At 65.2% G+C, this 19,199-nt stretch carries 22 protein-coding genes; 8 read left to right on the top strand and 14 right to left on the bottom strand.

Translation table 11 applies throughout. The annotated features are described in order from the left end of the window. Nucleotides 1-70: 70 nt before the first annotated feature. On the bottom strand, nt 71-1,102 hold the full coding sequence (locus D1F64_RS17375) for a methyltransferase (protein ID WP_117414689.1): 1,032 nt from the start codon (nt 1,100-1,102) through the stop codon (nt 71-73). 257 nt (nt 1,103-1,359) lie between these two features. Here D1F64_RS17375 and D1F64_RS17380 point away from each other — a divergent pair, with 257 nt between their 5' ends. Both D1F64_RS17380 and D1F64_RS17385 read left to right on the top strand, forming a co-directional pair. Then, nucleotides 1,360-1,818 carry a MaoC family dehydratase gene (locus D1F64_RS17380; RefSeq protein WP_117413442.1) on the top strand — a complete coding sequence of 153 codons (459 nt, stop codon included), beginning with the start codon at nt 1,360-1,362 and terminating at the stop codon, nt 1,816-1,818. Continuing rightward, nucleotides 1,815-2,294, top strand: coding sequence for a MaoC family dehydratase (locus tag D1F64_RS17385; RefSeq protein ID WP_117413443.1), 480 nt, complete (start codon nt 1,815-1,817; stop codon nt 2,292-2,294). Before D1F64_RS17380 ends, D1F64_RS17385 begins: the two co-directional genes overlap by 4 nt. 9 nt (nt 2,295-2,303) lie before the next feature. Here D1F64_RS17385 and bluB read toward each other — a convergent pair whose 3' ends face one another. From bluB to D1F64_RS25520, 8 genes are all read right to left on the bottom strand, one after another. After that, complete coding sequence (bluB, locus tag D1F64_RS17390; RefSeq protein ID WP_117413444.1) at nt 2,304-2,960, bottom strand: 5,6-dimethylbenzimidazole synthase; 657 nt, start codon at nt 2,958-2,960, stop codon at nt 2,304-2,306. A gap of 6 nt (nt 2,961-2,966) precedes the next feature. Further along, nucleotides 2,967-3,515, bottom strand: a complete 549-nt coding sequence (locus tag D1F64_RS17395; RefSeq protein WP_117413445.1) for an adenine phosphoribosyltransferase — start codon at nt 3,513-3,515, stop codon at nt 2,967-2,969. A 79-nt stretch (nt 3,516-3,594) separates the two neighbouring features. Further along, nucleotides 3,595-4,479, bottom strand: coding sequence for an S-methyl-5'-thioadenosine phosphorylase (locus tag D1F64_RS17400; RefSeq protein ID WP_117413446.1), 885 nt, complete (start codon nt 4,477-4,479; stop codon nt 3,595-3,597). 141 nt (nt 4,480-4,620) lie between these two features. Further along, nucleotides 4,621-5,463: a cytochrome c1 gene (locus D1F64_RS17405; RefSeq protein ID WP_117413447.1), complete on the bottom strand. Its 843-nt coding sequence runs from the start codon at nt 5,461-5,463 to the stop codon at nt 4,621-4,623. Between the two features lie 30 nt (nt 5,464-5,493). Continuing rightward, complete coding sequence (locus tag D1F64_RS17410) at nt 5,494-6,765, bottom strand: cytochrome b N-terminal domain-containing protein (RefSeq protein ID WP_117413448.1); 1,272 nt, start codon at nt 6,763-6,765, stop codon at nt 5,494-5,496. A 26-nt stretch (nt 6,766-6,791) separates the two neighbouring features. Then, a complete protein-coding gene (gene petA / locus D1F64_RS17415) occupies nt 6,792-7,376 on the bottom strand; it encodes a ubiquinol-cytochrome c reductase iron-sulfur subunit (RefSeq protein ID WP_117414690.1) in 585 nt (194 codons plus the stop codon). A 268-nt stretch (nt 7,377-7,644) separates the two neighbouring features. After that, nucleotides 7,645-9,048 (bottom strand): ABC transporter ATP-binding protein, encoded by a 1,404-nt coding sequence (locus D1F64_RS17420; RefSeq protein ID WP_346432259.1) that lies wholly within the window; start codon nt 9,046-9,048, stop codon nt 7,645-7,647. Beyond that, on the bottom strand, nt 8,982-9,482 hold the full coding sequence (locus D1F64_RS25520) for a hypothetical protein (RefSeq protein ID WP_346432260.1): 501 nt from the start codon (nt 9,480-9,482) through the stop codon (nt 8,982-8,984). The genes D1F64_RS17420 and D1F64_RS25520 overlap by 67 nt, the downstream gene beginning before the upstream one ends. Before the next feature lie 158 nt (nt 9,483-9,640). On the opposite strand from D1F64_RS25520, the gene D1F64_RS17425 reads away from it, so the two are divergent. Beyond that, nucleotides 9,641-10,099: a tRNA (cytidine(34)-2'-O)-methyltransferase gene (locus D1F64_RS17425; RefSeq protein WP_117413449.1), complete on the top strand. Its 459-nt coding sequence runs from the start codon at nt 9,641-9,643 to the stop codon at nt 10,097-10,099. A gap of 46 nt (nt 10,100-10,145) precedes the next feature. Then, nucleotides 10,146-11,057, top strand: coding sequence for an oxygen-dependent coproporphyrinogen oxidase (gene hemF, locus D1F64_RS17430; protein ID WP_117413450.1), 912 nt, complete (start codon nt 10,146-10,148; stop codon nt 11,055-11,057). A gap of 3 nt (nt 11,058-11,060) precedes the next feature. On the opposite strand, the gene D1F64_RS24770 is transcribed toward hemF, so the two are convergent. The 5 genes from D1F64_RS24770 to D1F64_RS17450 are packed head-to-tail and all read right to left on the bottom strand — an operon-like array spanning nt 11,061 to nt 13,899. Next, entirely contained in the window at nt 11,061-11,606 is a 546-nt protein-coding gene (locus D1F64_RS24770) for a hypothetical protein (RefSeq protein ID WP_205470520.1), read from the bottom strand. Continuing rightward, entirely contained in the window at nt 11,537-12,304 is a 768-nt protein-coding gene (locus tag D1F64_RS24775; protein WP_205470521.1) for a CCA tRNA nucleotidyltransferase, read from the bottom strand. The genes D1F64_RS24770 and D1F64_RS24775 overlap by 70 nt, the downstream gene beginning before the upstream one ends. A 7-nt stretch (nt 12,305-12,311) precedes the next feature. After that, complete coding sequence (locus tag D1F64_RS17440) at nt 12,312-12,572, bottom strand: DUF6111 family protein (RefSeq protein ID WP_117413451.1); 261 nt, start codon at nt 12,570-12,572, stop codon at nt 12,312-12,314. A 26-nt stretch (nt 12,573-12,598) separates the two neighbouring features. Next, nucleotides 12,599-13,288: a CoA pyrophosphatase gene (locus tag D1F64_RS17445; RefSeq protein WP_248304496.1), complete on the bottom strand. Its 690-nt coding sequence runs from the start codon at nt 13,286-13,288 to the stop codon at nt 12,599-12,601. After that, the gene (locus D1F64_RS17450) at nt 13,285-13,899 is read right to left on the bottom strand and encodes a DUF1285 domain-containing protein (RefSeq protein WP_346432261.1); all 615 of its coding nucleotides are present in this window, start codon (nt 13,897-13,899) and stop codon (nt 13,285-13,287) included. The genes D1F64_RS17445 and D1F64_RS17450 overlap by 4 nt, the downstream gene beginning before the upstream one ends. A 419-nt stretch (nt 13,900-14,318) precedes the next feature. On the opposite strand from D1F64_RS17450, the gene D1F64_RS17455 reads away from it, so the two are divergent. From D1F64_RS17455 to D1F64_RS17465, 4 genes are all read left to right on the top strand, one after another. Beyond that, nucleotides 14,319-15,341 carry a MoxR family ATPase gene (locus D1F64_RS17455; protein WP_117413453.1) on the top strand — a complete coding sequence of 341 codons (1,023 nt, stop codon included), beginning with the start codon at nt 14,319-14,321 and terminating at the stop codon, nt 15,339-15,341. Nucleotides 15,342-15,411: 70 nt separating this feature from the next. Next, the gene (locus D1F64_RS17460; RefSeq protein WP_117413454.1) at nt 15,412-16,374 is read left to right on the top strand and encodes a DUF58 domain-containing protein; all 963 of its coding nucleotides are present in this window, start codon (nt 15,412-15,414) and stop codon (nt 16,372-16,374) included. After that, nucleotides 16,374-17,054 (top strand): BatA domain-containing protein, encoded by a 681-nt coding sequence (locus tag D1F64_RS25525; protein WP_346432262.1) that lies wholly within the window; start codon nt 16,374-16,376, stop codon nt 17,052-17,054. The genes D1F64_RS17460 and D1F64_RS25525 overlap by 1 nt, the downstream gene beginning before the upstream one ends. Beyond that, complete coding sequence (locus tag D1F64_RS17465; RefSeq protein ID WP_346432263.1) at nt 17,039-19,198, top strand: DUF4159 domain-containing protein; 2,160 nt, start codon at nt 17,039-17,041, stop codon at nt 19,196-19,198. Before D1F64_RS25525 ends, D1F64_RS17465 begins: the two co-directional genes overlap by 16 nt. Nucleotide 19,199: the final 1 nt, after the last annotated feature.

Consider the following 19,199-nt stretch of genomic DNA (forward strand, 5'->3'; position numbering starts at 1 on the left):
TTTCCGGCCGGCCAAAACGCATGTAAGCATCAAAAGCGAGGCACGGCAACGCGCGCCACCCAGCGCTCGGTCACGCCTCCGGCTTGCGGCCGTGCACGACCATCGTCATGCCCGGGATCATCTCGCCGACCGTGATTTCCACGAAGCCTGCCGCCTCCATCAGCGCCCGCACCCAGCCGCTGGTGATCGACTTGGCCTTCGGGTTGAACGCCACGTGCTGCAACTGCCACAGCGCCGCGAGCTTGGGCCCTGTCCGGCTGTCGTCGACCATGAAGTCGTGCACGATGAAGCGCCCGCCCGGCGTCAGCGTCTGCATCGCCTTCTTCACCAGTCCGGGAATGGAATCGCCCGGAACACCGGAAAACAGATACGACATCAGCACCACGTCGCGCGCCTGAGGCCAGTCGCTTTCCAGCGCATTGCCGTCCGCGAACGCGATCCGGTCGGACAGCTCCGCCTCATCGACGAACTCACGGCCGACCTTGGCCACGTTGGGAAAATCGAGCACGGTCGAGCGCAGTTCGGGATAGGCGCGGCAGAGCGAGATCGAAAAGGCGCCCGTCCCGCCGCCGACATCCAGCATGGCGCGCGCCTTCGACAGGTCCACCTGCTTGGCCAGCGTCCGGCCCGGACCAAGCGATCCCGAATGCTGCGACTCCGAATACAACCGCGCCTCGGCGGGATCGGAGAACCAGTCCGCGTAGGACGCCACCTTGTCGGGAGCGAGATCGCCCGTCAGCGCGTCCTCGAGCTGGGTAAGGAAGGGATACATCTGCTTGTCGATCTGCAGCCGCAGATAGTCGCCGAAATCATACTTGCGGCCGTTGACCAGAAACGCCTCGGCAGCCGGTGAGTTGCGGTATGTCGCCCCGTCGCCTTCGCGGAACACCAGTCCGAGACTGGTAAGCGCGGTCAGCAGGGTCGTTGCGCGATCGGCGTCCAGGCCGGTCTTTTCCGCCACATCGGCGACGCTCAGACCATCGTCGGCCAAGGCCGTGAACAGCCCCACGTGCAATGCGGAAAACAACGCCTTCGAACCCATGAAGCCAAAGGCAATATCGGAGATTTGTTCCGCATTTTCGAGGGGCTCGGCATAAGACATTGAGTAGTTTTCCTTTTTCGGCGAATGCAACGCTTCACGCCGTCCCCAGAAGCAATTCGGGGACACGTTTGGAGATTCAATTTTTGTGTATCCACATAATAGGGTCTCGGGGGCATATGCAAATTTATACATGCACACATTGTAGCCAACACGGCCGCAAACTGGCGAATTCTCGCGCTCCCCGCGCGCAGCAAACGGTAAACAGGTGTCGGGACGAGCGCTCTCGACAGAGGCCGGTTTTCGGGCGAAAAAAGCGCATGGATACATTTCTGACTTTCGAAGATTTCCACCCCGGCAACAGCATCGATCTGGGCACCAAGACGGTCACCGCCGCCGAGATCATCGCCTTTGCGTCGGAGTTCGACCCGCAGCCGTTCCACCTCGATCAGGAAGCGGGCCGCGATTCGATCCTGGGCGGTCTGGCCGCCTCGGGCTGGCATACGGCCGGGATCCTGATGCGGCTGCTCTGCGATGCGTTCCTGGTGCGCTCCAGCTCCATGGGCTCGCCCGGCATCACGAGCCTGAAATGGCGCAAACCGGTGCTGGCGGGCGACACCCTGAGCGCACGCGGCGACGTGCTGTCGGCGCGGCGGTCCGCCTCACGGCCCGATATGGGCATCGTCGACTTCCGCTTCACCGTCACCAACCAGAACGACGAAATCGTTCTCGTTCAGGAGAACCCGATCCTGTTCGGCACGCGCGAGACGGTCTCATGAGGTTTTTCGAGGATATCGAGATCGGAAGCGAGGAGGCGCTCGGCAGCCACACCTTCACCGCCGACGAGATCAAGGCCTATGCCGCCAAGTTCGATCCACAGCCCTTTCATCTCGATGAGGAAGCCGCGGCCAAAAGCCATTTCGGCGGGCTGTGCGCCTCCGGCTGGCACACGGCCGCGATCTGGATGAAACTGATGATCGCCCACCGCAAGCGGCTGATCGAGGAGAATCCGCCCGAGGCGGGTGCACGGCAGGCTCCGCTGGGCCCCTCCCCCGGCTTTGATGACATGAAATGGCTGAAACCGGTCTATGTGGGCGACACGGTCCGCTATTCCACCCGCGTCGCCTCAAAGCGCCGGCTCAGCTCGCGGCCCGGCTGGGGTCTCGTCAGCGCGGCCAACGCGGGGATCAACCAGAACGGGGACACCGTCTTCACCTTCACGTCGCATGTGCTGGTGGGCCTGCGCGGGTCCTGAAGCGGTTTCTCAACGGGTCACAAACCGCGCCTGAGACGGCGTGCGGGCCTGCCAGCCATGCCGCTCGAGCTCCGGATCAATGTGCTCTTCGCGGGGCCATCCCAAGCACAGATAGGCCACAAGGGTCCAGCTCGCGGGCGCGTCGAGGGCGCGGGACACCTCGCGCGGCTCCAGAATCGACACCCAGCCGACTCCAAGGCCATACGCGCGGGCGGCGAGCCACAGGGTCTGGATGGCGCCCACGGTCGAATAGCGCAGCATCTCGGGCATGCTCTGGCGGCCCAGCCCCGCCCCTTGCTCCGTCGTCTCGTCGCAGAACACCGCCAGATGCACAGGCGCCTGGCGAAGACCTTCCAGCTTCAGCGAGGCGTAGAGCGCCGCCTTTGCGCCGCGATAGCCTTCGGCCGCCTGCGCGTTGCTGCGCGAAAAGCTGTCGATGACCGCCTGGCGGGCGGCGGGCGCGCGCACGTCGACAAAGCGCCATGGCTGACTGTTGCCCACCGACGGCGCGATGTCCGCCATCGCCTTCAGCCGGTCCAGCAGGGCGTCCTCGACGGGCGCCTCAAGAAAGCGCCGGACGTCCCGCCGCCACAGCAACAGATCCTCGAAACGCCTCTGGAATGCGGCGTCGAAGTCCGGCGGCACGATGGGCGCATCGCCGGCCATGGCGGCTCAATCGCCCTCGAATTCGATCAGCGTGCGCACCGGCACATCGAGCGCCTGGAGTTTCTTCGCGCCTCCGAGATCCGGCAGATCGACGATGAAACAGGCCGCGACGATATCCGCACCCATGCCGCGCAACAGCTTCACGGCGCCTTCCGCGGTGCCGCCGGTGGCGATCAGGTCATCAACGATGATGACCTTCTGGCCGGGGATGATCGCATCCTTGTGAATTTCCATCTCGTCGATGCCGTATTCCAGAGAATAGGCGATCGAGACGGTCTCGTGCGGCAGCTTGCCCTTCTTGCGGATCGGCACGAAGCCGGCGGAGAGCTGATGGGCGACCGCGCCGCCGAGGATGAAGCCGCGCGCCTCGATACCCGCGATCTGGTCGATCTTCGATCCGGCCCACGGCTGCACCAAGGCGTCTACCGCACGGCGGAACGCGCGTGCATCCTTCAACAGCGTGGTGATGTCGCGGAACTGCACGCCGGGCTTGGGATAGTCGGGAATGGTGCGGATCGCCGCGATAAGTTCATCAGATACGGAGCGCGCATCCATGGATGTCTTCCTCTGTGCATGATTTCCGTGCCGTTCGGCACACGGACGGTGTCTGGCGTATGGAGCCGGTCGGCCCCCGTCACGCGTAGCTGCGATTGAGCACCCGTCCGGCAACCGCATCAAGTTTCGCCACCAGCTCCGGATCGCGATGATCGGGTCCGGTCATGATGGCGTATTCGAGCGCCGTATCGGAGCCGACCGGGCACGCAGGATGCTCACGCGGCAGCTCGCGCGCCACGCGGGCAACGAGCCGCTGCGCGTTGCTGGCGTTGTCGTGCAGCACCTTGATGATCGCGGAAATATCGACCGCGCCGTGCTCGGGATGCCAGGAGTCGTAGTCGGTGACCATGGCGACGGTCGCATAGCAGATCTCGGCCTCGCGGGCGAGCTTGGCCTCCGGCATGTTGGTCATGCCGATGACGTCGCAGCCCCAGGCGCGATAGAGGTGGCTTTCGGCCAGCGACGAGAATTGCGGACCCTCCATCGCCAGATAGGTGCCGCCGCGACGGCAGGCGATGTCCTCGGCGCGCGCCGCCTTCTCGACGCAATCCACCAGCAGCGGGCTGACCGGATAGGCCATGGAGACATGCGCCACGCAGCCGTTGCCGAAAAAGCTCTTCTCGCGCGCGAAGGTGCGGTCGATGAACTGCTCGACAAGCACGAAGGTGCCCGGAGCGAGTTCTTCCTTCAGGGAGCCGCAGGCGGAGACCGAAATCAGGTCCGTGACGCCGGCGCGCTTCATCACATCGATATTGGCGCGGTAATTAATGTCGGTGGGCGAAAGCCGGTGTCCCCGCCCGTGGCGCGGCAGGAACACAACGCTCAGACCATCGATCTCGCCAATGCGCAGATCGTCCGAGGGCTCACCCCAGGGACTTGCGATCCGCTCCCAATCGGCCTTTTCCAGCCCCGGCAGTTCATAGATGCCGGATCCGCCAATCACCCCAAGCACGGATTGCGTCATCGCTCGCGTCCCCCAAAGCCATCCACCCGGCGCAGAATGGCGGCGCGGGTGCTGTTAATCAACGCCACATCCTCGTGCGGCCACAAAAAACGCCGCGCGGTTGCCCGCGCGGCGTGAACATTCACTGACAGACGACGAGCCTCAATGCTCGACGTTGCGCCACAGCTTCTTCTTGGTGAAGAACAGCAGGCTTGCGAAGATCAGCAGGAACACCATGACCCGGAAGCCCATCAGCTTGCGCTGCTCCAGCTTGGGCTCGGCCGTCCACATCAGGAACGATGCGACGTCGCGGGCGTACTGGTCGACCGTCATCGGCGTCCCGTCCGAGTATTCAATGCCCTCGTCGAAAAGCGGCGGCGCCATGGCCAGCGAGTGACCCGCGATGAAGTTCGGGTTGTAGTACTGGCCTTCCGGCACGGCGACGCCTTCAGGCGCCTCGTGATAGCCGGTCAGCAGCGCGTAGAGGTAATCGACGCCCTGCTCCTGGTACTGGGTGAAGGCGTCGAAGACGAACCACGGAAATCCGCGTTCGACCGCGCGCGCCTTGGCGATCAGCGACAAATCAGGGGGATAGGCGCCGCTATTGGATGCACGCGCCGCCTGTTCGTTCGGGAACGGCGAAGGCAAACGATCGGAGGCCTTGGCGGCCCGCTCGAACATCTCGCCTTCATCGTCCGGACCGTCCATGACGGTGTATTCCGCGGCAAGCGCCTTGATCTGCTCATCCGAGTAGCCCAAGCCGCCTTCCTCACCCAGGTTGCGGAACGCAACCAGGGAGAGAGCGTGACAGCCGGAGCAGACTTCCTTGTAGATCTGGAAGCCGCGCTGCAACTGCGCCTTGTCGTAGTGACCGAAGGGACCGGCGAACGACCAATCCTGCTTTTCGATGTGCTTTTCGCCGCCCGCGGCAAAGGCCGTGCCGGCGGTCGCGACAAACGCGACCGCGATGGCTGCCCGGACGGCATTGGCGATGAGGGTCTTCATTGGCTTCAATTCCTCTCGTACCATCCGTCCTCAGCCCTTGTTTTCGGGAGCGGACACCGCGCCCGCGGGCTGACCCGCACCATTCTTGCCCAGCACGGATTCAGAGATCGAACCCGGCAGCGCCTTCGGCTTCTCGAGGAAACCCAGCAGCGGCATGATGATGAGGAAATGCGCGAAATAGTAGACCGTGCCGATCCGCGACATGATCACATAGGCGCCTTCCGCCGGCTTGGAACCGAGCCAGCCCAGCATCACGCAGACGATGGCGAAGATCCAGAAGAACTGCCGGTACAGCGGCCGGTAGGTCGCCGAACGGACTCTGGACGTGTCCAGCCAGGGCAACACGAACAACACCGCGATGGCGCCGAACATGGCGATCACGCCGCCGAGCTTGTCCGGAACCGCCCGCAGGATCGCGTAGAACGGCAGGAAGTACCATTCCGGCACGATGTGCGACGGCGTCACCAGCGGGTTCGCCTGGGTGTAGTTGTCCGGGTGGCCCATGTAGTTCGGCGCATAGAAGACGAACCAGGCGAAGGGGATCATGAACACGATGATCGCGTAGAAATCCTTCATCGTGTAGTACGGATGGAAGGGGATCGTGTCCTTCTTCGACTTCGGATCGATGCCGGTCGGGTTGTTGTTGCCCGTCGTGTGGAACGCCCATACGTGCAGCACCACAACGCCGATGATCATGAACGGCAGCAGGTAGTGCAGCGAGAAGAAGCGGTTGAGCGTCGGGTTGTCGATGGCGAAGCCGCCCCACAGCCACGTCGTGATCTCATGTCCGACCAGCGGGATCGCCGAGAACAGATTGGTGATCACGGTGGCGCCCCAGAAGGACATCTGTCCCCACGGCAGCACGTAGCCCATGAAGGCCGTGGCCATCATCAGCAGGAAGATGATGACGCCGAGGATCCAGGAGATCTCGCGGGGATCCTTGTAGGATCCGTAGTACAGACCGCGGAAGATATGGATGTAGACGGCGACGAAGAACATCGACGCGCCGTTGGAGTGGATGTAGCGCATGAGCCAGCCGTAGTTCACGTCGCGCATGATGTGCTCGACGGAATTGAAGGCCATGTCCACATGCGGCGTGTAGTGCATCGCCAGCACGATGCCGGTCAGGATCTGTGCAAACAGCACAAAAAAGGCAATTCCTCCGAAGGTCCACCAGTAGTTCAGGTTCTTCGGGGTCGGGAAATCAACGAAGCTGCCATGCACGAGGCTGATAACCGGCAGGCGGGATTCCAGCCAGCGGGCAGCCTTGCTTTGCGGCACGTATGTCGAATGTCCGGCCATTTCGCATTCTCCTCGAAACGTCCGCGTCAGCCGATCTTGATCAGGCTATCGGAGACGAAGGTATAGGGCGGGACCATCAGATTCTCGGGCGCGGGGCCCTTGCGAATGCGGCCGGCGGTATCGTAGTGGGATCCGTGACACGGGCAGAACCACCCGTTGAAGTCGCCGGATTCGCCGAGCGGGATGCAGCCCAGGTGGGTACAGACGCCAACCATGATGATCAGCTTTTCACCGCCGTCGGCGGCAGCGCCCTCGGCCACGCCGGCGGCGCGGTTTTCATCCGTGGCCAGCGCATCGGCGGCCAGGTTCGCGTTGCGCGCCAGCGGGTCCGGCAGATCGTCGGTCGGCACGGCCTTGGCCGCCTCGACTTCCGTTTCCGTCCGGTTGCGGATGAACACCGGCTTGCCGCGCCACATCACCTTGATCTGCTGGCCTTCCTCGACGGCCGAAACATCGACCTCGATGGACGCCAGCGCCAGGGCGGACGCATCCGGATTCATTTGATTGATGAAGGGCCAGGCCAGCGCTGCGGCGCCAACCACTCCGACCGCACCGGTGGCGATATAGAGGAAATCGCGGCGCGTCGGTTCTGCCGTTTCCGTGGTAGCCAAGGTCACGTCCTCTCGAAACCTGTTGTTGCTGAGCGGACGCCCCGCACCAAATCCCGTCATGACCAAGGCGACCAGACGGACGATTGCGGGTTCCCACAGAGCACAATGGCGCGGCCGTGCCGCACCTCCTCAAGCGGTTGGTCTTTTTGCACCCTTCCCGGCGCTTGTCCAGACAGGCAGTATCTTTCCAGACGGATTGTCGCAGCAATTGCCGATTGCCGGTGCGCGATATTGACGCAGGACCTTGTCCACGAGCGGCGCGAAACAGCTACGCGGCGATGGTTTCCGCCAGAAAGCCGCCGGATTGCCGCTTCCACAGCTGTGCGTAGAGACCATCGGCCTCCAAAAGCGCGGAATGGGTGCCCTGCTCGATGATTCGGCCCTGGTCCATGACCACAAGCCGGTCCATCGCCGCGATCGTCGAAAGCCGGTGCGCGATGGCCATGACCGTCTTGCCCTTCATCAGGTGGTCGAGCTGCTGCTGGATCGCCGCCTCGACCTCGGAATCGAGCGCCGAGGTCGCCTCGTCGAGCACCAGGATCGGTGCGTCCTTGAGCAGCACCCGGGCAATCGCGATCCGTTGCCGCTGGCCGCCCGACAGCTTGACGCCGCGCTCGCCCACCAGGGCATCGAGGCCCGATGCGCCGGAGCGGTCACGCAGCTCGGGGATGAAGTTGTCGGCGTGGGCGCGCTGGATGGCGTCCTCGACCTCGTCCATGTCCGCTTCCGGACGGCCGTAGAGCACGTTGTCGAGCACGGAGCGATGCAGCAGGGAGGTATCCTGGGTGACCACGCCGATGGCCGCGCGCAGGCTTTCCTGAGTCACGGTGGCGATATCCTGCCCGTCGATGAGAATGCGGCCCGATTCCAGATCGTAGAAGCGCAGCAGCACGTTGATCAGCGTCGACTTACCCGCGCCGGAGCGACCGACGATGCCAACCTTCTCACCGGGGCGGATCGTCAGTGTCAGATCGTCGATGACGCCGTCTTCCCGGCCGTAGTGAAAGCCGACGTTCTCGAACCGGATCTCGCCGCGGCTGACGGCCAGCGGCCGGGCGCCCGGGCGATCGACCACCGACATCGACTTGGCCAGCGTCTGGATGCCGTTCTGCACCGTGCCGATGTTTTCAAACAGCGAGGTGATGGTGCGCAGGATCCAGCCCGACATCTGGTTGAGGCGGATCACCAGCCCGCCGGCCAGGGCGACCGCCCCCATGCTGATGGCATCCACGCTCCACAGCCACAGCGCCAGCGCGCCGACAAAGAAGATCATCAGGCTGTTGAGCCCCATCAATGAGGCCGTCATCACCACGATCCAGCGCATCAGCCCGCACATGGCGGCGTATTGCCGGCGGAATCCTTCCAGCGTGAAGGCGTCCTCGCGCTGAATGCTGGCGAAGAGTTTGACCGACTGGATGTTGGTGTAGCTGTCGACGATGCGGCCCGACAGCATCGAGTTGGCCTCCGCGACCGCGGCCGAACGCTGGCGCACCAGCGGCACCAGCAGAACGATCGTCGCCAGATAGCCCGCGGTCCACAACAGCATCGGCACCACCAGACGCCAGTCGAGCTCCGCGAACAGCCAGATCGTGCCCACCAGATAAATCAGCAGGAACCAGACGCCGTCGACCACGTTGACCGCGCTCTCGCGCACCGCCATGCCGGTCTGCATGACCTTCTGCGCGATCCGTCCGGCGAAATCATCGTGAAAGAACCCAGGCTCTGGCGCAGCACGTAGCGATAGGTCCGCCAGCGCACCAAACTCGTGAGCCCCGGCGCCAGCGTCAGGTTGACGAAACCACGCGCGGCGACGCCCAGAACCGGCCTGAGCACCATCACCACCAGCGCCATGACAATCAGGGCCGCGGCATGATCGTGAAAGAAGGTCTCCCGGTTGCCCGCCGACATCATGTCGACGAGCTGGCCGACGAAGACGAAGAGCGCCATTTCCGCGATGGCGCCCGCCAGCGACACCGCAAGCGTGACCAGCAGCACCCATTTGATGGGTTTGAGAAAATAGACATAAAAGCCAAGCACATCGGCCGGAGGACGTTCGACGGTGTGCTCGGAAAAAGGCCGAATAAGACGTTCAAACCAAGTGAACATGGCGTTCCCGGATTCCGATTCTCGTTTCGCCCGCCCCATTTGCACCCTAGGGATATAGGCGACAGCGGCGATGGGCAATCACCCACCCGGTCGCGAACACCGCGAACAATCATCGCATGCCCCCGCCGCGACATCGCGGACGAGCCAAGGATCCCCGTATGCCGGACATCGCGCTCTACCAGCCGGACATCCCGCAAAACACCGGCACGATCCTGCGCATGGCAGCCTGTCTGGGGATCACCGTGCACCTGATCGAGCCCGCGGGTTTCGCCCTGTCGGACCGGAATCTCAAACGCGCCGGGATGGATTACATCGACCGCGCAGCGCTTGTCCGTCACGTGGACTGGGCCGCCTTTGAAGCCTGGCGCCGTGATGCCGGGCGCAGGCTGGTGCTGCTGACCACCAAGGCGACGCAGGCCTACGCCGGCTTCGGCTTCGAGACATCGGACATCCTGCTGCTGGGCCGCGAAAGCGCGGGCGTGCCGCAAGAGGTGCATGACGCCGCCGACGCGCGGCTGACGATTCCGATGATCAAAGGCACCCGCTCGCTCAACATCGCGCTGTCCGCCGCCATGGTGACCGGCGAAGCCTTGCGGCAGACCGGCTCTTTCCCGTAAAGCAGGGCTACCCAGAATACGAAGACCCTATGAGGACGAGGCAAGAATGAGCGAGCGCGGCGGACCGATCCCGGCGGACATCGAGGCCAAGAAAATCACCGCCAGCGCCTGGTTCCGCGAATTGCGCGACCGGATCTGCGCCGAATTCGAGCGGCTTGAGGACGAAATCGGCGAACTCGAAGGTCCGATGGGCGATCGGAAGCCGGGCCGCTTCGAGCGCACCCCGTGGGAGCGCACCGATCACACGGGCGAAAAGGGCGGCGGCGGCGAGATGTCGCTGATGCACGGCCGGGTGTTCGAGAAGGTCGGCGTGCACATCTCCGCCGTGCACGGTGAGTTCTCGCCGGAATTCCGCGGCCAGATCCCCGGCTCGGACGTTGACCCGCGCTTCTGGGCCTCCGGCATCTCGCTGATCGCCCACCCCCAGAACCCGCACGTGCCGGCGGTGCACATGAACACGCGCATGGTGGTCACCACGCGGCAATGGTTCGGCGGCGGCGCGGATCTGACCCCGGTGCTGGACGCCCGCCGCACCCAGGAAGACCCGGACACGGTCGCCTTCCACGCAGCGATGGAAGCGGCCTGCGCCAAGCATGAAGCGGCGGACTATCCGCGCTACAAGCAGTGGTGCGACGAGTATTTCTGGCTGAAGCACCGCAACGAGCCGCGCGGCGTCGGCGGCATCTTCTACGACTACCACAACTCCGGCGACTGGGACGCGGACCTCGCCTACACCAAGGACGTGGGGCTGGCGTTCGCGGATATCTATCCGAAGCTGGTACGCGCGAATTTCACCAAGCCGTGGACCGAACCGGAACGCGAGGAGCAGCTGATCCGGCGCGGCCGCTACGTGGAATACAACCTGCTGTACGACCGCGGCACGATCTTCGGCCTGAAGACCGGCGGCAACGTCGCCTCGATCCTCTCCTCCATGCCGCCAGTGGTGAAGTGGCCGTAAACGTCAGGATTCCACCAAAGCCAGCAGGCTGTCGCGGCTTTCGGTAAAGTCCGAGGCGATCCAGCGGCCTTCCAGCGTGCGCATGGTCTCGCCGACGTCCGGCCCTTTGGGAACGCCTAGCGCCACGAGATCGCGTCCCCTGACCGGGAACACCGGCACCTCGGCCGCGCGCACCGCGTCCAGAAGCGCGCGCCACGCCGCGTCGTCCGGACCGGAAACGTCCCGGCTCCAGGCCATCAACACCCCGTCGACCGCGGTCTCGCGTCCCAGCCGGTAGAGGCAAGCACGCACGTCGTGGTCGTTGAGGCCCGGGCGCAACCCGCCATTGGCGGCAAGCGCGCGCCGCATCCGGTCCGTTTCCCGGTTGGTGAGCCGCAGATGCTCGTCGAGCCGGGCAACATCCTCATCCACGAAGCAAGCCAGCACAGCCAGGCAAAGCGCCGGCTCAAGAGCTTCCGGCGCGAACGCCGCCAGCCGCGTCAGATGCTGGAAATCCTCGACCCGCACGACGCCGCCCAGCGCGATCTCGATGATCCCGGTGTCGGCCATCGCTTCCACCACGCCGCTGGCGCCCGGCGCGACCAGAACGCGGCGAATTTCATGACCGACACGCTCGGCCGACAGATGCCGCAATCCGTTGCGGCATTGCAGGACCGCGGACACCCCTGCGCATCCATGGCGCCGGCGCCATACTGGGCGTGGAACCGAAAGAACCGGAGAATGCGCAAGTAATCCTCGCGAATCCGCGCCTCCGGCTCGCCGATGAAGCGCACGTGCCGCGCCAGGCAATCCGCATAGCCGCTTCCGATGGGATCGAAGATCGCACCCGTGCTGTCGACATAGAGCGCGTTCATGGTGAAATCGCGCCGCTGGGCATCCGCGGTCCAGTCGCGCCCGAACCTCACCGAGGCATGCCGGCCGAAGGTTTCGACATCCTCGCGCAGGGTCGTCACCTCGAAGGGCGTGCCCGAGGAAATCACGGTCACGGTGCCGTGCTCGATCCCGGTGGGCACCGCCTTGAGTCCGGCCGCGCGCGCGCGCGCCGTCACGTCCTGCGGCGAAGCGGTGGTGGCGATGTCGATGTCGGCGACCGGTTCGTCCAGCAGCGCGTTGCGCACGGCCCCGCCGACGACCCGCGCCGCGTCGCCATCACGCTCGATCGCGGCGAAGACCTTGCGGATTGCCCGCGTGTTCAGCCAGTCGGCATCCGCCAGCGACCGCATCGGTTGGATTGGAGAACCGGCCATGGGCGCCCTATTCGAACCGGCCCGGCACCAGCTTGCCATCCTTGAATTCAGCCGGCTTGTAGACCCCGTCGGGCGGCGTGCCCTCGAACGTGGCGAAGAACAGCAAGCTGATCACCACCAGCCCGGCGCCAATGATCGCAAGCCAGATCCTGGGCGCATCCTCCCATTGCTCCTGAGCGGCGGATTGACGCGTGACGAGCAGCCAGAACGCGTAGCCGAGTGTCGGCAGCAGGAACAGCAGCAGATGTACGAGGATTATTCTCAGCATTGAACGAAGGTCCCAGCCTGTTGAAATCAACCGTAGAGCGTATCGTAGAGACTGCGGACGATTCCGGCGGTCACGCCCCAGATGTAGCGCTCCTCGAACGGGATCGCATAGAAATACCGCCGCCGGCCGTCCCATTCGCGGCTGCGCCGCTGATGGTTCGCCGGCGTCATCAGGAACTGAAGCGGCACCTCGAAGATATCCGCGACTTCTCCCGGCTCCGGGGTCAGCGTAAACCCCTCGCGGACCAGTCCGAGCACCGGAATGATGCGGAATCCCGAACCCGTCAGATAGGGATGCAGCATCCCGATGGGATCGACATAGGCCGCGTCGAGCCCGATTTCCTCCTCCGCCTCACGCAAGGCCGCGGCGGTCGCATTCGCGTCGCCGGGATCAATCTTGCCGCCGGGAAAGGCGACCTGGCCCGCATGAGTCGGCAGATGATCCGTGCGCGTGGTCAGCAGAACGCTGGCGCCCGAGTCGCGCTCCACCACCGGAATCAGCACCGCCGCCTCGCGCAAGGACCGCGCCGGAGAGCCATCCGGATGCAGGGCCGGATTGAGCACATGATCGCCCGTGACGCGCGGCGGAGCGTCGAGACGCGTCTTCGCCCGCCGCGTCACCTCGTCCACCGTATAGGAAAACGCATCCCCGCCCGCCGCAACAGGCCGGGGCAGGTGATCTTCTGAATCCGGTCGCCATTTCATATCGGTCGTCATTCAAGCGCCTTGGCAATTTCGTCCGCCTGCATCATCGCAAAGAAGCAGCCGTCACTCCACACGCCGAATTGCTCGGTTCCCTCGACATCCGCGACTTCGCCCAGTTCGGCAAGCTCATACAACAGGGGCCGGGCGAGACGGGCCTCGAGTCGCCCCCTGACCAGGATATAGGGAATCAATCCGCCGTTTTCCCGATCCAGGACAAAGCGAAGCGGATGATCCTCTCCGGCAACGACGACATCACCAACATTTGTCCGCACGGAGAGCCGCTGTCCACCGCCCTCCCGTTCACCGGAGGCGTCGGCCGGCCGGTCGACAAAAAGCTCGACGCCGACGAAGGGAACGTCCTCCACCTGAATGCCGATCTTCTCGACCGGCGTGACGAGGTAATAGCGGCCGTCCGCATCCCGCCGCAAAACCGTGGAGAACAGCCGCACCAATGCCTCCCGGCCGATGGGCGTGCCCATGTAGAACCATGTGCCATCCGCCGCGATCCGCATATCCAGATCACCGCAGAAGTCCGGCTCCCACAGCTCGACGGGAGCCGGGCCACGGCCCGCGGGGCCGGCCCTGCGGATCATCTCCTGCAAGCCCTTGGGCATTGTTTCCATGCGAACAGACGGCTCCTTGGTCATCACGGTTGGTCATTCTAGCCAATTCGGCGGAAAGAAATCGCTCCGGATTTCAAAAAATGCAGCGTACCCTGTGTTCCGAACAGGGTTCCATTTCCCGGCGGGCCGAGCGGCCGGGAAACCCGACCTAAGCAATGCCCCGGACCGGGGCTGCCATTTTTCTGCCAGTGTTCAAGTCTCAAATTCAACCGCCAATGGTGGATTCCCATAGTCTCTTCCCATTGTTTTCGCGTGCATTGGCGAGTGTTTTCAACGCAACGTGATGCCGAGACCGGCACCGTGAGCCTACGTTTGGCGGGACTATCATTTTGCGTCCATGCACCGGGCCATCCGGCGCAGGCCGCCACAAGATACGGCATCGGCAGACAACCCAGCCGACATCAACGACGGGGGACTATATGAGCGCTCTACCATCAGCAGGCCAGATCGACCCCAACAGCGCGGACGGCAAGGCCGTCGTGGCCGAAGCCGAAGCCGCCGTTGAGCGTCTCGCCGCGACCCGCACCGAAATCGGCCGCGTGATCTTCGGTCAGGAGACCGTGGTCGAACAGGCGCTGATCACCATTCTCGCGGGCGGCCATGGCCTGCTGGTCGGCGTTCCCGGCCTCGCCAAGACCAAGCTGGTGGAAACGCTGGGAACCGTCATCGGGCTGAATGCCAACCGCATTCAGTTCACACCGGACCTGATGCCCTCGGACATTCTCGGCGCGGAAGTCATGGAACAGGCCCCCGACGGGACACGTTCGTTCCGTTTTCTCCCCGGCCCCGTCTTCGCGCAGCTTCTGATGGCGGACGAGATCAACCGCGCCAGCCCGCGCACCCAGTCGGCGCTGCTGCAGGCGATGCAGGAATATCATGTCACGGTCGCCGGCGCCCGGCACGACGTACCGCAACCGTTCCACGTGCTGGCCACCCAGAATCCGCTGGAGCAGGAGGGCACCTACCCGCTGCCCGAAGCGCAGCTCGACCGCTTTCTGGTGCAGATCGACGTGCACTATCCGGAGCTTGAAGCCGAGCGCAAGATTCTGCTGGAGACCACCGGCGCGCATAACGCGACCGCCAAGGCCGTACTGGACGCCAGCGAGCTGAAGCGCTTCCAGAATCTGGTGCGGCGCATTCCGGTGGGCGAATCCGTCGTCGACGCGATCCTGCGGATCGTCCGCTCGGCGCGGCCGGGAGAAGAAAGCGATCCGATCACCGACCTGATCGCCTGGGGTCCCGGCCCGCGCGCCTCCCAGGCCTTGATGTTGACCGTACGCGCCCGCGCCCTGCTCGAAGGCCGCCTCGCGCCCTCTGTGGACGACGTCATGGCGATGGCCGAGCCGGTGCTTCAGCACCGCATGGCGCTCAGCTTCGCGGCCCGCGCGGACGGCCACACGGTGCGCAACGTCATTTCCCGAATCAAGGCGAAATTCGCCTGACGCGAGACGCGCGCGCCCGCGGCGCGGCAACGGGAAAACGACACCGGCAACAAGGCAAAGGCAGGATCCAATGGACGGACGCAACGAGCCGGTAACGCTGTCGCAGGAGGCCTGGCCGAACATTCTCGGCGACGCGCGGACGGTTGCGGAATCCCTGCCCGATCTGCTTGTCGAGGCGCGCCAGATCGCCAACACCGTCTCCGCCGGATGGCACGGACGCCGCCGCGCCGGACCCGGCGAAACCTTCTGGCAGTTCCGCCCGTTCAACATGGGCGAGCCGGCCAAGCGCATCGACTGGCGCCGCTCCGCCCGCGACGACCATCTGTATGTGCGGGAGCGCGAATGGGAAGCCGCTCACACGGTGTGGATGTGGAGCGATTTGTCGCCATCGATGGCCTATCGTTCGCGGTTGTCGCAGACATCGAAGCGCGACCGGGCCCTGGTGATCATGCTCGGCCTCGCCGATCTGCTGGCGCGCGGCGGCGAGCGCATCGGGCTGACCGGCCTGACGCGCGCCACAGCCGACCGCAACGCGGCCGAAAAGGTCGCAACCGCCCTGTCCCATATTTCCAAGCCGGTTCCGCTGCCCGATACCCATGCCGTCGGCCGCTTCTCCGATGTCGTGCTGATCGGCGATTTGCTGGACCCCATCGAGGATCTGTCCGCCTGGGCGCGCACCGTCATGGCGGCGGGCGCCCGCGGCCACCTGGTGCAGGTGCTCGATCCGATCGAGGAAACCTTCCCGTTTTCCGGCCGCACGGAGTTCCGTGACCCGGAAAGCGGATTGCGTCTGGTCACAGGCCGCGCGGAAAGCTGGCGCGAGGCGTACCACGCCCGGCTCGCGGCCCACCGGGGGGCATTGGCGGACCTCGCATCACGCGCCGGCTGGACCTTCATGGTCCATCATACCGACCGGCCCGCGGTCGAGCCGCTGCTGGGCCTGCACAGCCGCCTGGCCGACAACGCCGACGAAGTCGCCCCGGCGCGCCCTTCGGCCTTCGGCCCGGCCAGCGCGCCCATTGGGGGATCGTGATGTTCTCATTTCTCCCGCTCGGTTTCGCGGCCCCCCTGGTCCTCTCCGCCCTCGCCCTGTTGCCGGTGATCTGGTGGCTGCTGCGACTGACCCCGCCACGTCCGCGCGAGGTCACCTTTCCGCCCACGCGGCTTCTGGTCGATGTGGAAAAACGCGAGGAAACCCCCGCCCGCAGCCCCTGGTGGCTGACCCTGCTGCGCCTCTTGATCGCCACCGCCGTGATCATTGCGCTGGCGGGACCCATCTGGCGGCCGATGGTGGCGACCGCCACCGGCGAGGGGCCGCTGTGGCTGCTGATCGACAATGGCTGGACATCCGCGCAGTCCTGGCCAGACCGTCTGGTGACCGCCGAGCGCACCCTGGACGAGGCCGAGGATCGCGGCCAGCCCGTGTTGCTCGCCGCCACCGCCGACGGCCCTACACAGACGCTTCAGCCGGGATCCCCCAACGACGCCCGCGACCGGCTGCGCGCGCTTGAGCCCCGTTCCTGGCCCGCGATGCAGGGCGAACTCCTTCCCGCGCTGCAAGCCGCCGCGGCGGAATCGGCCCCCGGCGCCGTCGTCTGGATGACCGACGGCCTGGGCGGCGAGACGGTTGACGATTTCGCGGAAAAACTGGGCGGCATCGCGGGCGATGCATCCATCGTTGCCTACACCCGCAGGACATGCCGCTGGGACTGAAGGCCGTGCGCAACGACGCCAAGGCGCTGATCGCCACCATCGTGCGCAGCTCGAACGAACCCAGCGCGCAAGTGACCGTGCAGGCGCGCGACCTCAGAGGACTGGTGATCGGCGAAGCACAGGCGACCTTCGACGGTGACGCCGGGGAGGCCGACGTGCAGTTCGCTCTTCCCGTTGAGCTGCGCAACGAAATCGCCCGTCTGCAAATCACCGGCGAGCAAACCGCCGGCGCGGTGCAACTGATCGACGAGCGGTGGCGGCGGCGCACCGTGGGGCTGATATCCGGCGCCTCGAGCGAACGCGCGCAGCCTTTCCTTTCACCGCTCTACTATCTGACGCGGGCGCTGGAACCCTATGCGGATCTGCGTCAGCCGCGATCCGCCGACCTGGCGCTCGCCGTGCCGGAACTGATCGAGCAAAACACCTCCGTGCTGATGCTCGCCGACATCGGCAACATCACCGGCGACGCACTCGACAGCCTGCAGAAGTGGGTTTCGGCCGGCGGCGTGCTGGTGCGCTTCGCGGGCCCGAACCTGAGTGCCGCGACCGACGCGCTGGTTCCGGTGCGTCTGCGCTCGGGCGGCCGCGCGCTGGGCGGTAGCCTGTCGTGGCAACAGCCGCAGCCGCTGGGGAGCTTCGCGCAGTCCACCCCCTTCGATGACTTGCCCATCCCCGACGACGTGACTGTCAACCGGCAGGTGCTGGCGGAGCCGGACGAGACGCTTCCCGACAAGACCTGGGCCAGCCTCGCCGACGGTACGCCGCTTGTCACAGCGGAACGGATGAATCGCGGCTGGGTGGTGCTGTTCCACGTCACCGCCGACACGAGTTGGTCGAACCTGCCGATCTCCGGGACGTTCATCGAGATGCTCCGGCGAATCCTGGCATTCTCCGCCGCCTCTGTTTCGGGCGCGGACGCAGCCGAAGGCGCGAGCGCATCGATGCTGGCGCCGATGCGGTTGCTTGACGGTTTTGGCCGGCTCAATGCGCCCGCCGCCAACGCCAAGCCGGTGTCCAGCGCCGACATCGACGCCAAGCCCGCGGGCCGCGAAAATCCCCCGGGGCTTTATGGCGCCGACGCCGCCTTCCGCGCCCTGAACCTGCTGGCAGACGACGCGGAGATCCTCCGCTTCGATCCTGCGGCCCTCGGGCGCGGCGCCGATATCCGGCAATATGAAACCGAAGGGCCGCTGGACATGCGCGCCGGTCTGTTTGTGCTCGCGCTCATCCTGCTGCTCGCCGATGCCGTCGCCGTTCTGGTGATGGGATCCGGACTGCGCTGGCCGCGCCATTCCGCCACAGCGGCCGTCCTGATCGCGCTCGGCATCGCATCAGGCGCCGCGACCATTCCCTCCGCACCCGCACACGCCCAGGAGTCGGGCAAGGACACCTTGTGGGCGCTGGAAGCGGCGTCCGCGACCCACCTCGCCTATGTGGTGACCGGCAACCGGCAGATCGACGCGACCAGCCGCAGCGGGCTGGCCGGACTTTCGGAGTATCTCGCCTCGCGTACGGCTCTGGAGCCCGGGGAACCGGTCGGCGTGCACATCGATGCCGACGAACTCGCCTTCTTCCCGTTGATCTACTGGCCCGTCGACGACGCGGCCGAAGTCCCCTCGGCGCGGACCATGGCCCGCATCGACGCCTACATGCGCTCGGGCGGCACCGTCCTGTTCGACACCCGCGACCAGCTCACCGCCAACGCCAGCACCGGAGGATTCGGTGTCTCGCCCGCCACCGCCAAGCTGCGCGCCATCCTGGCCAGTCTCGACGTTCCGGCGCTCGAGCCCGTTCCGCCCGATCATGTGCTCTCGAAAGCCTTCTACCTGCTGGACGCCTTCCCGGGCCGCTGGATCGGCAGCCCCTTGTGGGTGCAGGCGCTGCCGGAGTCCGACGACGGCACGCGCCGGCCGGTGCGCGCCGGCGACGGGGTCTCCTCGATCCTGATCACCGCCAATGATTTCGCCTCCGCCTGGGCCATCGACGGCGAAGGCAACTATCTGCATCCGACGGTGCCCGGCGATCCCTCGCAGCGGGAATTCGCGTTCCGCACAGGCGTCAACATCGTGATGTACACGCTGACTGGAAACTACAAGGCGGATCAGGTGCATGTGCCTGCGCTGCTCGAACGTCTGGGACAATAGC

Source organism: Breoghania sp. L-A4 (assembly GCF_003432385.1).
Taxonomy (GTDB): Bacteria; Pseudomonadota; Alphaproteobacteria; order Rhizobiales; family Stappiaceae; genus Breoghania.

Excerpts from the sequence above, each read along its gene's own strand:
- D1F64_RS17375 (WP_117414689.1), bottom strand. The coding sequence starts at position 1,102 with ATGTCTTATGCCGAGCCCCTCGAAAATGCGGAACAAATCTCCGATATT.
- D1F64_RS17380 (WP_117413442.1), top strand. The coding sequence starts at position 1,360 with ATGGATACATTTCTGACTTTCGAAGATTTCCACCCCGGCAACAGCATC.
- D1F64_RS17385 (WP_117413443.1), top strand. The coding sequence starts at position 1,815 with ATGAGGTTTTTCGAGGATATCGAGATCGGAAGCGAGGAGGCGCTCGGC.
- bluB (WP_117413444.1), bottom strand. The coding sequence starts at position 2,960 with ATGGCCGGCGATGCGCCCATCGTGCCGCCGGACTTCGACGCCGCATTC.
- D1F64_RS17395 (WP_117413445.1), bottom strand. The coding sequence starts at position 3,515 with ATGGATGCGCGCTCCGTATCTGATGAACTTATCGCGGCGATCCGCACC.
- D1F64_RS17400 (WP_117413446.1), bottom strand. The coding sequence starts at position 4,479 with ATGACGCAATCCGTGCTTGGGGTGATTGGCGGATCCGGCATCTATGAA.
- D1F64_RS17405 (WP_117413447.1), bottom strand. The coding sequence starts at position 5,463 with ATGAAGACCCTCATCGCCAATGCCGTCCGGGCAGCCATCGCGGTCGCG.
- D1F64_RS17410 (WP_117413448.1), bottom strand. The coding sequence starts at position 6,765 with ATGGCCGGACATTCGACATACGTGCCGCAAAGCAAGGCTGCCCGCTGG.
- D1F64_RS17420 (WP_346432259.1), bottom strand. The coding sequence starts at position 9,048 with ATGCAGACCGGCATGGCGGTGCGCGAGAGCGCGGTCAACGTGGTCGAC.
- D1F64_RS25520 (WP_346432260.1), bottom strand. The coding sequence starts at position 9,482 with ATGTTCACTTGGTTTGAACGTCTTATTCGGCCTTTTTCCGAGCACACC.
- D1F64_RS17425 (WP_117413449.1), top strand. The coding sequence starts at position 9,641 with ATGCCGGACATCGCGCTCTACCAGCCGGACATCCCGCAAAACACCGGC.
- hemF (WP_117413450.1), top strand. The coding sequence starts at position 10,146 with ATGAGCGAGCGCGGCGGACCGATCCCGGCGGACATCGAGGCCAAGAAA.
- D1F64_RS24770 (WP_205470520.1), bottom strand. The coding sequence starts at position 11,606 with ATGGCCGACACCGGGATCATCGAGATCGCGCTGGGCGGCGTCGTGCGG.
- D1F64_RS24775 (WP_205470521.1), bottom strand. The coding sequence starts at position 12,304 with ATGGCCGGTTCTCCAATCCAACCGATGCGGTCGCTGGCGGATGCCGAC.
- D1F64_RS17440 (WP_117413451.1), bottom strand. The coding sequence starts at position 12,572 with ATGCTGAGAATAATCCTCGTACATCTGCTGCTGTTCCTGCTGCCGACA.
- D1F64_RS17445 (WP_248304496.1), bottom strand. The coding sequence starts at position 13,288 with ATGACGACCGATATGAAATGGCGACCGGATTCAGAAGATCACCTGCCC.
- D1F64_RS17450 (WP_346432261.1), bottom strand. The coding sequence starts at position 13,899 with ATGGAAACAATGCCCAAGGGCTTGCAGGAGATGATCCGCAGGGCCGGC.
- D1F64_RS17455 (WP_117413453.1), top strand. The coding sequence starts at position 14,319 with ATGAGCGCTCTACCATCAGCAGGCCAGATCGACCCCAACAGCGCGGAC.
- D1F64_RS17460 (WP_117413454.1), top strand. The coding sequence starts at position 15,412 with ATGGACGGACGCAACGAGCCGGTAACGCTGTCGCAGGAGGCCTGGCCG.
- D1F64_RS25525 (WP_346432262.1), top strand. The coding sequence starts at position 16,374 with ATGTTCTCATTTCTCCCGCTCGGTTTCGCGGCCCCCCTGGTCCTCTCC.
- D1F64_RS17465 (WP_346432263.1), top strand. The coding sequence starts at position 17,039 with ATGCCGCTGGGACTGAAGGCCGTGCGCAACGACGCCAAGGCGCTGATC.